Raw genomic sequence first — 13,156 nt, 5'->3', positions numbered from 1 at the left:
TTCGATTCTATCTAACGAGAGAGCTATCGCGGTTTTGAATGTGTCATAGCAAAGCGCCCCGCGTCCGTTGAAGGCGAGGCGCTTAGAGATTTCAGACTCGTCGCGTTTATATTCAACGCTACGGACGAGGTACAGCCGTACTATTTGACGGTAACAGCGGGGGCGCCTTCGGGCACATACTCCCCCGAAGCTTCCATCTCGGCGGCAATACGGGTTGCCTCTTCAAGAAGGGTTTCCACGATCTGATCTTCCGGAACGGTTTTAATGACTTCCCCTTTCACAAAAATCTGTCCCTTACCGTTACCGGACGCCACTCCTAAGTCTGCTTCACGTGCCTCGCCTGGACCGTTCACCACGCATCCCATCACGGCGACGCGAAGCGGAACCTTCATATGCTCCAAGCCCTTGGTCACGTTTTCGGCGAGTTCCCACACATTCACCTGGGCGCGACCGCATGAGGGGCACGAAACAATGTCGAGCTTGCGCGGGCGCAGGTTAAGGGATTCCAGAATCTTGGTTCCCACCTTGACTTCTTCCACCGGAGGGGCCGAAAGAGAAACACGGATCGTATCGCCAATCCCCTGAGAGAGGAGGGTACCGAATGCTACCGAACTCTTGATGGTTCCCTGGAATGCGGGACCTGCTTCGGTTACGCCTAGGTGCAAAGGCCAATCGCCGCGTGCGGCAAGCTGCCGGTATGCCTCAACCATAACCACCGGATCGTTATGTTTAACGGAAATCTTGAAGTCGCGGAACCCGTGCTCTTCAAAAAGAGAGGCTTCCCATACAGCGGACTCAACCAGCGCCTCCGGGGTGGCGTGGCCATATTTTTCGAGCAGACGTTTATCGAGCGAACCAGCATTCACGCCGATACGGATAGAGGTACCGTGATCTGAAGCCATCTCGGCGATCTCTTTTACCTGGTCATCAAATTTACGAATGTTACCGGGATTCACACGCACCGCGCCGCATCCGGCTTTAATAGCCGCATACACGTACTTGGGCTGAAAGTGAATATCCGCGATCACCGGAATATTAGACTGCTTTGCGATGATGGGTAGTGCCTCAGCGTCTTTATCGGTCGGGCATGCCACGCGCACAATATCGCATCCGGCGGCGGTTAGCTCGGCAATCTGCTGCAGGGTCGAACCGATATCGTGGGTCTTGGTGGTCGTCATAGACTGTACCGAAATGGGAGATTCGGAACCGATACCCACGGCACCTACCTTGAATTGACGGGTCTTGCGGCGGGGCGCAAGAACCGCAGGGGCAGGCTTCGGCATACCAAGGCTAACCGACAAGGCAATCCTCCAAATGTCATAAAAATTGGGGCGCGGGATGCGCCGCTCAGCTTCCTATTGTGCCACCGTCGCGCGCAGAACCACTAATACGGATACCCTAACCGCGAGCAATATCACGATGAGATGAAAAAGCGGTAGTCCCGCTCACAATTCGTTTGCGTACACGATCCTCACTAGACGCTATGCGGTGCATAGCTTGCTCCGCCATTTAGAACAGTCGCAGGGGTTTAATAAAGTCGGCGGCAATAATCACAATGGACATCAGAATGAAAGCACCTGCTACAACATAGGTAAGCGGCAGAAGCTTGACCGGGTCAAACGGACCGGGATCGGCACGGCGGGTAAGCTTGGCGAAGCCACGTCGAATTGCCTCCCACAGGGCACCAAAAACATGCCCTCCGTCCAGGGGAAGAAGCGGAAGTAGGTTGAAGGCGAAAAGCATCAGGTTCATTCCGGCTATCAGCGAGACTAAGGTCGCAGTTTTTGCTTTCAGATCGATACGGTCTGTCGAGGCCACTTCACCAGCAATCCGGCTTACCCCCACTACGGATACCGGGGAGTTCGCATCGCGTTCCTGATTAGAGAAGAGATTTACTCCCAGCTCCCATACGCGCTGCGGCAGCGACCACATGGAATGTGCAATACGTCCCAGAGTGTCGCCCACATTGGGCATAACATCGCCCAACGAGCCTGGAACCATCTCCGAAGTTGGTGAGATACCGATAAAGCCGCCGGTCATCATCTTGAATGACCCATCGTCGTTACGCACATATTCTCGGGTCTTTTCATCCACGACCGGACGCTCCAAAAGCGCCGGGGTCATGGTGAGCTGCTGCTCAGAACCATCGCGTTCAATAGTGACGGTTACGGTATTATTCCCTGCCTGACGAATGTTAGAAGAAACCTGTTCCCAGGTGCTCGTACGGTTGCCGTTGATAGCAACTATACGGTCATCTTTACGCAGTCCTGCCGCTTTCGCGGGAGATGGTGCCGAAGAGTCAGTACATTCGGAATATGAGATACGGTCTTCGGTGATCGTTGCTTTTGGCACGCAATCGGAAACCGATGCCACTTTATTAGTTGCAGACAGGGTTCCAAAACCGCAGATAAGAATGGCGGTGCATACGATCCCGATGAGCAAGTTCATGCTAGGCCCGCCCAGCATGATAATCATGCGTTTATACACGGGAAGTTTATAAAACAGACGATTTTCATCTCCGGGTTTCAGGCGCTCTAAGTCAGCCTCACGGGCCGCATTCGCCAAAGACCCAAAAGGACTGGTAGTTCCGGCGCGAAGAGTTTCGATCTCGGGTTCGTGTTCTTCCTCCACGCCAGTGGTACCCTCGGCGTTCCCCTCTGTGGGATGCTCCATTGCCCGTTTCGCACGCTCCGCGTGTTCGGGCGCAGGCGGATACATGCCAATCATCGAAATATATCCGCCTAAAGGAATAGCTTTAAACCCGTACTCAGTTTCACCGCGGCGGAACGAAAAAATAGTTTTGCCGAAACCAATCATATATTGCGGTACACGCACCTTAAAGAGTTTTGCAGGTACCAGGTGTCCCACCTCATGCAGAGCAATAGACAGCGCAATAGCTATCGCCATAATGATGACGCCTGTGGCGTAGAGCAGAATCTCCACGTTTCTCCTTCGCAACAAAAGGTACGGGTTCTCAAGCGGTTTCCCGCGAAGTTTCTAGGGTACTCCCCTAAGCTGTGAAATTATAGGGTACGTGGCGCTCAGGTTATGCGCCGCGTAGGGAAAACCTTCGTGATGGTTATGACGGCATCTTCGTGGCGCAGAGCTCACGAGCGTATGCGCGTGCCCAAGCTTCGGCGTTCAGAACAGCCTCTAAGCTCATGTCGGCTTCAGCCGTAACCTCGCTACTGGCGGCGTGCGCCTCCAAAACACGCGCCACGGAATCCACAATATCGGTAAACCGAATTTTACCGGCGTGGAAAGCGCTAACCGCTTCCTCATTAGCGGCGTTAAAAACGGTGGGAAAGGTTCCGCCCCGCTTGCCCGCCTCTTTAATCATCTGCACAGCAGGGAAAGCCGTCGAATCAAGCGGCTCAAAAGTCCATGTTTGCGCCTGAGTCCAATCACAGGGAGCCGCTACCTGCGGAATGCGATGCGGCCACGTCAGTCCCAGAGCAATAGGCAGAAGCATGGTCGGCGGGGACGCCTGGGCGATAGTCGCGCCGTCTACGAACTGAACCATCGAATGCACAATCGACTGCGGGTGTACCGCAACATCAATGCGGTCAAGATCAACCCCAAAAAGATGGTGTGCCTCTAATACCTCAAGGGCCTTATTCACCATAGTTGCCGAATTGGTTGTGACCACCAGCCCCATATCCCAGGTAGGATGCGCCAGCGCCTGCCGTGGGGTAACGTCATGAAGCATGTCACGGGTATATCCTCGAAAAGGTCCACCTGAGGCCGTGAGAATCAGCCGGTCTATCTCGGCGTCGGTGCCACTGGCTAATGCTTGGGCAAGAGCCGAATGTTCCGAATCCACGGGAACCATCGGGGTTTCTAACGGTGAGGCATCAACGGCAGCACGCACAAGCGGTCCACCCGCGATCAGAGATTCTTTATTTGCAAGGGCAACCCGGTGTCCCGTTTTGAGGGCGGTCAGTGTGGGTTCTAAACCAATAGATCCGGTAATGCCGTTGAGCACTACATCTGCCGGATGCACCGCCGCCTCAACGCTGGCACGTTCTCCCCAGACGATGCGCGGACTGTACCCGCTAATGCCCACACTGCGGGCGGCCGCATCAAGGTATTCTTGCAACCGTTGTGCATCCTGCGCCGGGCCGCTGGTGGCAACAAGCTCGGCACGTACCCGAACCGCCTGCTGTGCTAATAATTCGAGGGAGCGTGAACCGGCGCTGAGAGCTACAACCTTCAGCGGTGCATCCTCAGCATCGACGGTGGTGCCTGCAAGACGCGCAAGATGCTCTATAACCTGTACTGCTTGGGTGCCAATAGACCCGGTGGAACCGAGTAAAGTAACCCTTCGAGCATCGCAAAGTCCATGTTTAAGAGCATCAGTGAGGGTTTCGCGGAAGACCCCAACCCGAGTAGAGGAACCAAACTTCATGTTTACTAGTATCGCATGCTGCCAGCACGGCCTCAGAAGGTCCTGCGGCTACCAGCAACGTCTTAGGTCAGATCTTGGATAAGCTCGATACAGCGATCCATAAAGGCATCAACCTGAGTTTCTTCATAGCTCACCGAGCCGGTCGCAGACCTAAAGACAGCGTTACGAATAACGGATGTATCAAGCGGTTCTTCGCTATTGAGTTGAGCATAGATATGATGGCATACCTTATCAACATCACCCACAAAATACCCGGCGTGCTTGCGTTTAGAGGGGCGGCGAAAACGTTCACCATCCGGTCGCTCTAGGCGCTGCGCCAGAAGCTCACCCGCATCTACGAGGGACAGCTCCCAATTGCTTAAACCGTACTGTTCGATATAACGGCTGCGTTCCAGCTTGGCAAAACGTTCTTCTATACGCTCTAGAGCGCGATCGACGTCCCCTACCGCATAGCCGCCGGGCTCGGTACGAAAAACAACCTGGCGAATAAGCCGCGATGTGTAGATATTAGCGTGCTGCTGTACAGCGCCGCTTAGCTGTTCGTAATCCTCGGCTAGTCGGGCAAAGAGACGATCGACCTCGGTTCGTTTATAACCAGGTTCGAGTTCTGCCGCACGGCTGAAGCCGTTATCTGTACGACTAGTATTCGTTGCCAAGGATTCTCCTTATCATCAGGCAGGGCACACGACGTGAGTGGCTCGTGTGCGTACCCTACGCATAAAGTTTTCGCTATCTTGTGTTCCACTCTAGAGAGGAAGCACAAAGGTAAAAATCAAACACCCAACCGCGGCCGCAAAAAGTACCGAGTCCAGACGATCCATCATGCCGCCGTGCCCAGGCAGGATATTTGACATATCCTTGATGCCTATTCGACGTTTAAAAACAGATTCTACAAGATCACCCGCCGTAGAGGCGATGACCATGACTGCAGCGAGTGGTATTCCCCAGTACCATTTCTGCCCCAAAATACTTAGCGCAATACACGCTACCACGGCAGACCCAAGATAGGAACCGGCAAAGCCCTCCCAGCTCTTCTTTGGCGAAATGGTAGGTGCTATAGGATGTTTACCCCATATAACACCGGCAATATACCCGAAAGTATCGTTGCTGACTGCCATCAGAAGGATCATCAGGATGCCTGCCCAACCGCGCTCGGTGCTAAAGTACACCATCGAAATTCCGAGGGTCAAGGGTACCCATCCCAAAATTAGAATGAGACCCCTCAAAACTTTATACCGTGAGACTGTACGTTTCCTGGGTACCACCAAGGTGACACAAGCAAGTACTAAGGCGACAGCAACGCAGGAGATCCCCAAACCAGTGAATCCCCAAATATACGCTGAGACTGTGGGGATCGGAGCCAGCACCGTCACCAGGGTCAGGGGTAAATTGTAGTCGCGTTTTTTGTTGAGTGCGGAGGCAAGCTCCCAGCTTCCCAGCCCGGTAGAGATCGCGCAGAGAAGCACAAGAAACGGAGGAAAGAAAAGCCCTGTAGTCAGCACTGCGCCGAATGCTACGCCTACGCCGATAGCGGCGGGTAAGTTGCGCCCCGCTCGGGATGCTGTTTTCCCTGGGGCGGGGGCTGTTTCGCTCTTCTTATCCCCCGTATCTTCTCGTGTGTTCATCTCTGAGCCTTAAACCTCAAGCAGCTCAGATTCCTTGTGCTTGTAGAGCTCATCGATAGTATCTACATGTTTCTTAGTGAGGGCATCAAGCTCTTTTTCGGCACGGGCACCGTCGTCCTCACCGATCTCGCCGTCTTTCACAAGCTTATCAATGACGGTTTTAGCATGGCGGCGCACATTACGTACCGAAACGCGAGCTTCCTCGGCTTTGTGGTTGACCAATTTTATGTATTCTTTACGACGCTCAGAGGTCATCTCGGGCATAACCACGCGGATAGCGGCACCGTCGTTGCTGGGGTTTACACCCAAGTCAGAGTCACGCACTGCTTTTTCGATAGCAGCTAAAGCGCTCACATCAAATGGAACAATCTTAACCGTACGGGCATCTTCAACGTTGAACGACACCAGCTGCTGCAATGGAGTCGGCGCGCCGTAGTAGTCTGCGGTAATAGAGCTAAAAATCGCAGGGTTCACACGTCCGGTGCGGACTTTGGCGAATTCTGTTTTGATAGCTTCAATGGTCTTATCCATCTTCTCGCCGGCTTCGGCAAGGGTTTCTTCGATCACGACGGAATCTCCTTTATAGGGGAAGTCGGCTCATGCCGATTTTGGTAGCTACGGCTACGGGAAACACCAAACGGTGCAAACCGCGACCTAGTTATAGTTTAGTCGCCCGAGACTATCTCGGGCGACTTCTCACCGTTTTTTCCTTATGGCTAAGCTGTTGAACGGCTTCTAATGCAAGGAGTATAACGGCATAACGTTTCTTTAGCGGGTTACAAGAGTACCCATCTTCTCCCCCAGAATAGCGCGGGTTACGTTACCTTCGCCCTGCATGCCGAAGACGCGCATCGTCACGTTATTATCGCGACATAGGGAGAATGCGGTCTGATCCAACACACGAATGTTGCGTTGCATAGCTTCATCGTAGGTGAGGTTGTACAGGCGCTCAGCCTGAGGGTCTTTATTCGGATCTGCAGTGTAGATACCGTCCACACCATTTTTTGCTACCAGAACTTCGTCAGCGTGAATTTCCAAGGCTCGCTGGGCAGCTACGGTATCGGTCGAAAAATAGGGCAGACCGGCACCGGCACCGAAAATAACCACACGGTCTTTCTGCATGTGGCGAATAGCGCGGCGAGGAATGTAGGTTTCTGCAACCTGCGGCATAGTAATAGCAGACTGTACGCGGGTATCAATACCTTCTTGCTCCAAGAAATCCTGAAGAGCCAGAGAGTTCATCACGGTACCGAGCATGCCCATATAGTCTGCGCGGGAACGATCCATACCTGCCTGTGAAAGCTCGGCGCCACGGAAGAAGTTACCGCCGCCAATCACGATGGAGGTCTCTACCTTACCCACAGTTGCTGCAATCTGCTGTGCAATATTACGCACAACCCCGGTCGAAATACCAACTTCTCCCCCGCCGAAAACTTCGCCTGAGAGCTTGAGTAGAACACGGCGACGACCGGTGTCGTCTCGATGGATTGGGTGCGTGTGCGAGTCGGTCATAAATACCCTCCAACGGATAAAACTTATGCTGATAACGGGGTGAACACTCAATAGTCCTTATCAAGGATACGCTACGGAAACACTGTCTTGTGGTACACCCTTCGATATTTTTCTCTCTCATTCGACATGCCAGAAGACGTAGAGATTGAGAGACTAAATGCTCCGGGCATATAAAACCCTATAAAACCTCAGGTCAACACTGTATCTGCAAGATAATCTATACAGAAAATAGGTTCTGGAACTTTCTTTGCGCTAGGTGCGCAACCTGCACAATATTTATACAAAAAAAAGTCGGATGCTCACCCTTCACAGGGCAAGCATCCGACTTTAGCATATAGCCTCAGATAAAGGCTGTCTGCTTGAGGAAAGCTCCTAGAAACTAGGCACCAACGCGGAAACGTGCGAAACCGGTAGCGGTTGCGCCAGCCTCAGAGAGAGCCTGTGCCACAGACTTCTTGGTGTCTTTTGCGAAGTCCTGGTCAAGCAGGGTGTTCTCTTTGAAGAAGCCCTTGAGACGACCCTCAACGATCTTATCCAGAATCTTCTCGGGCTTGCCCTCAGCAATTGCGGTCTCACGTGCAACACGCTTCTCAGCTTCAACCTGGTCAGCCGGGATAGACTCAGAGTCCAGGTACTTGGGGCTCATCGCTGCGATGTGGACTGCTACGTCGTGCGCAATTTCATCAACGTTATTGCCGGAAACAGCAAGCAGAACACCAACCTGTGCGGGCAGGTCCTTAGAGGTCTTGTGCAGGTAAACTGCCACGTTCTCGCCTTCAACACGTGCTACGCGGCGCACCACGACCTTCTCACCCAGCAGGGCGGCAGCATCGGTGGTGAGTTCTTCAACGGTCTTACCCTCGAAGGATGCGGCCTGCAGCTCTTCCAGAGTGGACGCGTTAGCCGCGATAGTAGCCTCCAGCACGTTACGCCCGAAGGTAATGAAGGGTTCGGACTTAGCCACGAAGTCGGTTTCAGAATTGACCTCAACCATGTAACCAACGCCGTTTTCTACGCGAGCTGCAACCAAACCTTCAGCGGTTGCACGACCTTCACGCTTGGTGACGCCCTTCAGACCCTTCACACGGATAATCTCCATTGCTTTCTGCTGGTCGCCGTTAGCCTCATCGAGAGCTTTCTTGACGTCGAGCATACCTGCGCCGGTCTTCTCACGCAGTGCCTTGATGTCTGCTGCAGTGTAGTTCGCCATGTGAACTCCTCTTTTTCCTTAATTTAAGATGTGGGCGTGATAACGCCCATGAGCTATGAGCGGACGGCACCTTACCCGCCACAGGGTAGGTACCGTCCGTACTGCTTTTCCCATCGTGGAAAAGCTAAAGCCTACTTAGCTTCAGCCGCCTGAGCTGCCTCGTGCTGCTCTAGCAGTTCGCGCTCCCACGCAGCCATAGGCTCTTCAGCAGCCTCTGCCTTACCGGTCTTCTTAGCATTACGCTCAATGAGACCTGCAGCGACAGCGTCTGCCACCACACGGGTGAGCAGGTTGACGGAACGGATCGCATCGTCGTTACCAGGGATGGGGAATGCAACTTCGTCAGGGTCACAGTTGGTGTCAAGAATAGCTACCACGGGGATGCCCAGCTTCTGAGCCTCGTTAACCGCCAGGTGCTCCTTCTTGGTATCAACAACCCATACGAGGGAGGGAACCTTGCTCAGGTTACGGATACCGCCCAAAGTCTTTTCGAGCTTCTCAAACTCGCGGCGCATCAAGAGCAGTTCCTTCTTGGTGTAACGAGAACCTGCGACATCGTCAAAGTCGATCTGCTCAAGTTCCTTCATACGCTCAATGCTCTTAGCGATGGTGGAGAAGTTGGTGAGCATACCACCAAGCCAGCGGTGGTTAACGTAAGGCATATTCACGCGGGTAGCCTGCTCAGCAATAACTTCCTGTGCCTGCTTCTTGGTACCCACAAACAGAATGTTGCCGCCGTGTGCAACGGTGGATTTAACAGCCTCAAAAGCCTTATCGATGAATTCGAGGGACTGCTGCAGGTCGATGATGTAAATGCCGTTGCGTTCGGTGAGGATGAAACGCTTCATCTTGGGGTTCCAACGGCGGGTCTGGTGACCGAAGTGAACGCCGGAATCCAGCATCTCACGCATAGTTACGACGGGCATGTCGTCTCCTTTATATCAGGGTGCCGCGCTGACCTCCCATCTCGGGCTAGCCACACGCGCGCATAGTAGTTATCGGTTTATCCTAGTGGCGATTAGACATTCGGGTTGCCCCGTGTCTCAAGCCCTGACCGCTTGTTCTAAGCGGACCGAAGGTCTTTTATCACCTGGTATTTAGGTTCCAGGTGCTCACGCCACGCGTCGTCAGCGAGCCTTTCCGTTACCAGGCTAGGCACACTGCAATAGAAAATTGTACCTGATATTTGGGTCTTAAGTCTTTAGTACCGTGAGCTTTTCGTTCGTATAAACGTGGTTTTTGTAAAAATTGTTGCTACCACCTCACTTGAATCCGTAGAATCACGAGTCTTCATATTTTGGAGGTTTGTGAAAAACGCTGAACCGTCTCACCTGTTTTTCACGAAAACGCTAAATACCGTCTGTGGATATCGAATAAAAATGTCCCGAAAGGGTAAGTTTTCCACAGTACAGCCTTGTACATATCTTTATGCGTCTTCGACTGTGGTGTGCTCGAAGAATGATATGTGATTGGTTAGGGGCGTGGATGCACCGCGCGGGTCTGGCGGCACAGGCACGTATTTTTACGATGTCCAGACGACACTTTGTATCTGCGCTGCGGCGTACTCCCCTGTTTCTTCTAGCATGCTGGCGCTCAGGGCATCCTATAAAAGTCTGGGTGCCTTATCCAATATTCTTGCGGGTTTTAACGATCCAGATCATAGTCCTTACCGTGGCATTATCTTTAGGCTTCGGGTCACACGTCAACGGTATAAAGTACCGACACGGTCCCCTACAGATCATGCACACTTCTGCGCGTTCATGGATTTCACCTATATCTGGAAAACCTCATGTTATTCATGCCTTTATCAAGCCCAGTCAGCGGTGGTCGGCAGGGCATCGCGGAGTCGATCTTGAGGCAACAGAACAGGACCAAGTACGCGCTCCAGCGCCTGGAACCATAGTTTTCTCGGGAACTGTCGTCGATCGACAGGTAGTAGTCATTGAGCATCCGAACGGGTATAGGTCGAGTTTCGAGCCTGTCACCGATCCTCTGCCAGTCGGTACTCACGTTCAGGCGGGGCAGGTTATCGCTCGGGTGGATGCGCATCCCACAAAACCTCGGTGCTCTACCACATGCCTTTACTGGAGCGTTCGGCGCGGCGGCGACCACAAGAATGGAAGCGGCAAAAACGCAGAATATATTAACCCTATGCTTCTGTTGGGACCAGCAGAACCGACTATACTACTTCCCGTTGACGAGAGTTTCAACGCCTGAAATATTACCTATATGTCGTGAGCCCCGCATCGTACACGATGCGGGGCTCACTGTGTGCCTGACCAACCGGTCTCTGCTTTGCTATACGTTATGGCACGGCACTACTGCAAAAAGTCCTGGTCACTATCACCCGAAACGGGTTTCTGCTGTGACTTTGCAGCGTGCTTCGGGGTAGGAGCCTGTTGGGCGGGCAGCGGAATAGTACCGTCCGTTTCAGCCGCATAGGAGCTTCCGGACGAGAACGCAACGGTCGGCGAATCGTCGCCGTAATTGAGAACATCCGAGTCTGAAGCTGTGTAGGCTGCTGTCGGCTGCACCGCTTGCTGTGCAGCTCGGCGTTCGCGTGCCTTCTGGCTTGCGCGACGAATGCGCTTGCGGAAGATGAAGAGCACCAACAGAATCAGCAGAAGCAGACCGAGCAAAATAGCATCCACCACAAAGTCCGTCATGGTAAACCCATGCGCTGGAATGGTGAGGGATGAGGTATTGACATAACCCTCTGAGCTATTAACCCTAACGTTACGCCCGTCGCCAGAAAGATGTGAATCTTGGCGACCAAACATAGAGTTACTTCCCTGCAGAGCATCGGTTTTAACCGAGCTCATGATAGGGAGTTCAAACTTGAAATCGTAGTTTTTGGGCTGTAGCTGACCAAAACGCTCCTGCAGGTTAAACTTGGGCGAAACCGTATAGTCTGCCCCGAAAAGATTAACCCCGCCAGGATGATGAATCGTCATTTCAGAACCGGGTAGGTAAGTACCAATACGGGTATTGAATTCCGCAGAATCTTTGCCTCGTATCTTTGCTGAATATATCGTATTATCGCCGTCAGTACGTTCCTCAAATGTCGCTTGAGCCTCATCAGACCCCTGAACGAAAGACTTAAGGGCATCCCCAGCCTGCGCGACATCAGAACTCTTAAAGGCAAGTTCAAACTTCGCTTCAACAGAACCGTCCATACCCAGCGCAGAAGTCACGTTTAGACTTTCAGGCTGAATCGTGCGCGAATTCTTTAGGTTGACTTTTATTACCCTATCCGACGCGGATGCGCTTGAGCTTGAGCTATTCGACGAGCCGTAGTCCTGGTCAAAATTTTTACCGTCGTCAGAGAAGCTAAACTTCACCCCGTAGTTGGTTCCCGGTGAACACACACGGCTGCAATCAACTGAACCTGTTACATGCTCAATGATCTTCGCCCCAGAAGAATCAGTTTTAACTTCTTGGGAACTTTCTAACGCGGTCTCTTGAGTACCCAGAATTTTCTGAAGTTTAGCATTGAGATCCTCGAAAGAATCGGCAGTAAATTTTAAGTTGCGACCACTTTCATCTTTACCAGATTGCGTGGATGGTAAGCTCCGGTAAGACTTTTTGGCGATTTCTTCGTCAATACCCTTGGTAAGCTCAGCTCCCTCAGGTTTCACCGAGTTAAGATAAGTGTCTACAGCATTTACCCGGTCAGGTACCATGATCTCTTTTGCGAGAAAGACAATCTTGGCGTTATATTTACCGTCCTTCTTATCGACCGCAATCACAACTTCGTCAAACCCATTATCTTTGAGGTCTTTAGCTTGAACCTCGTTGGAGGACTCTGTTGTTTTAATTTCGCGACCTTCAAAGGTAACGCTGTTTTTCCCACTTGACTGCAGGACGTTGTCTTTGCGTTTTGCTTCGACCAAGCCGTCTGTTACAAGTGCTTCGGGAAGCCACTTGATAAGGTCCTGCGAGGTGAAGTTTTCGGAAACTTCAATGCCCTGAACCAACCCGTCTTTGCTGTTGCTAATCAGAATCTGAGGTTCTTTGTCAAAACTCGAAGCTCTCAAAATAGCGGAGACTTTAGTGCGGTACTCATCTACGCTATTAAAATTCACTTTGAAGGTGGCCTGAGCGTTATCACCTTCGGTTCGAATGCCCTCGTAATCAAGTTCTTGAGGTTTGTGTTTCTTAATCGAAGCATCAAGAGCGTTAACGTCACCCTTGAGGTAATCTTTATTATCTTTCAAGCTGAAAGACACTGTAATGGTGCGGGAGCCCTTCTCGGAATTTTCAAGCCCGAGATTTGTCTCAACTTTTGCACCACAGGCAGACATAACGAGCGCTAGAACCGTCAGAAAGACGGCAAGGAACCCAAGTCTTCCTTGCCGTCTTGACGAGCGCTGCTGTAGTAGCTGGCTCATCTTACAATGC

The 13,156-nt window shown here is 52.3% G+C and carries 11 protein-coding genes; 1 reads left to right on the top strand and 10 read right to left on the bottom strand.

From position 1 onward, the window contains the following. Window positions 1-140 precede the first annotated feature (140 nt). The 9 genes from ispG to rpsB form a co-directional block, all read right to left on the bottom strand. The gene (gene ispG, locus HMPREF0733_RS07305; RefSeq protein WP_080513870.1) at window positions 141-1,283 is read right to left on the bottom strand and encodes a flavodoxin-dependent (E)-4-hydroxy-3-methylbut-2-enyl-diphosphate synthase; all 1,143 of its coding nucleotides are present in this window, start codon (window positions 1,281-1,283) and stop codon (window positions 141-143) included. Between the two features lie 226 nt (window positions 1,284-1,509). Then, complete coding sequence (locus HMPREF0733_RS07300; protein WP_013398728.1) at window positions 1,510-2,943, bottom strand: M50 family metallopeptidase; 1,434 nt, start codon at window positions 2,941-2,943, stop codon at window positions 1,510-1,512. A gap of 136 nt (window positions 2,944-3,079) precedes the next feature. Continuing rightward, a complete protein-coding gene (dxr, locus tag HMPREF0733_RS07295; protein WP_013398727.1) occupies window positions 3,080-4,408 on the bottom strand; it encodes a 1-deoxy-D-xylulose-5-phosphate reductoisomerase in 1,329 nt (442 codons plus the stop codon). Window positions 4,409-4,470: 62 nt separating this feature from the next. Continuing rightward, complete coding sequence (locus HMPREF0733_RS07290) at window positions 4,471-5,064, bottom strand: DivIVA domain-containing protein (RefSeq protein WP_013398726.1); 594 nt, start codon at window positions 5,062-5,064, stop codon at window positions 4,471-4,473. A gap of 90 nt (window positions 5,065-5,154) precedes the next feature. After that, a complete protein-coding gene (locus tag HMPREF0733_RS07285) occupies window positions 5,155-6,033 on the bottom strand; it encodes a phosphatidate cytidylyltransferase (protein ID WP_013398725.1) in 879 nt (292 codons plus the stop codon). A 9-nt stretch (window positions 6,034-6,042) separates the two neighbouring features. Then, complete coding sequence (frr, locus tag HMPREF0733_RS07280; protein ID WP_004006228.1) at window positions 6,043-6,600, bottom strand: ribosome recycling factor; 558 nt, start codon at window positions 6,598-6,600, stop codon at window positions 6,043-6,045. 201 nt (window positions 6,601-6,801) lie between these two features. Beyond that, on the bottom strand, window positions 6,802-7,545 hold the full coding sequence (gene pyrH / locus HMPREF0733_RS07275) for a UMP kinase (protein WP_004006227.1): 744 nt from the start codon (window positions 7,543-7,545) through the stop codon (window positions 6,802-6,804). 379 nt (window positions 7,546-7,924) lie between these two features. After that, window positions 7,925-8,755, bottom strand: coding sequence for a translation elongation factor Ts (tsf, locus tag HMPREF0733_RS07270; protein WP_013398724.1), 831 nt, complete (start codon window positions 8,753-8,755; stop codon window positions 7,925-7,927). A gap of 131 nt (window positions 8,756-8,886) precedes the next feature. After that, window positions 8,887-9,681, bottom strand: coding sequence for a 30S ribosomal protein S2 (rpsB, locus tag HMPREF0733_RS07265; RefSeq protein ID WP_004006225.1), 795 nt, complete (start codon window positions 9,679-9,681; stop codon window positions 8,887-8,889). A gap of 814 nt (window positions 9,682-10,495) precedes the next feature. On the opposite strand from rpsB, the gene HMPREF0733_RS11020 reads away from it, so the two are divergent. Further along, complete coding sequence (locus tag HMPREF0733_RS11020) at window positions 10,496-10,972, top strand: murein hydrolase activator EnvC family protein (protein ID WP_244864678.1); 477 nt, start codon at window positions 10,496-10,498, stop codon at window positions 10,970-10,972. A gap of 101 nt (window positions 10,973-11,073) precedes the next feature. Here the strand turns inward: HMPREF0733_RS11020 and HMPREF0733_RS07260 are convergent, their stop codons facing one another. Then, the gene (locus tag HMPREF0733_RS07260; RefSeq protein WP_013398722.1) at window positions 11,074-13,146 is read right to left on the bottom strand and encodes a hypothetical protein; all 2,073 of its coding nucleotides are present in this window, start codon (window positions 13,144-13,146) and stop codon (window positions 11,074-11,076) included. Window positions 13,147-13,156: the final 10 nt, after the last annotated feature.

The organism is Rothia dentocariosa ATCC 17931 (genome assembly GCF_000164695.2).
Lineage (GTDB): Bacteria > Actinomycetota > Actinomycetes > Actinomycetales > Micrococcaceae > Rothia > Rothia dentocariosa.
This window is presented reverse-complemented; position numbering and strand designations above follow the sequence as displayed.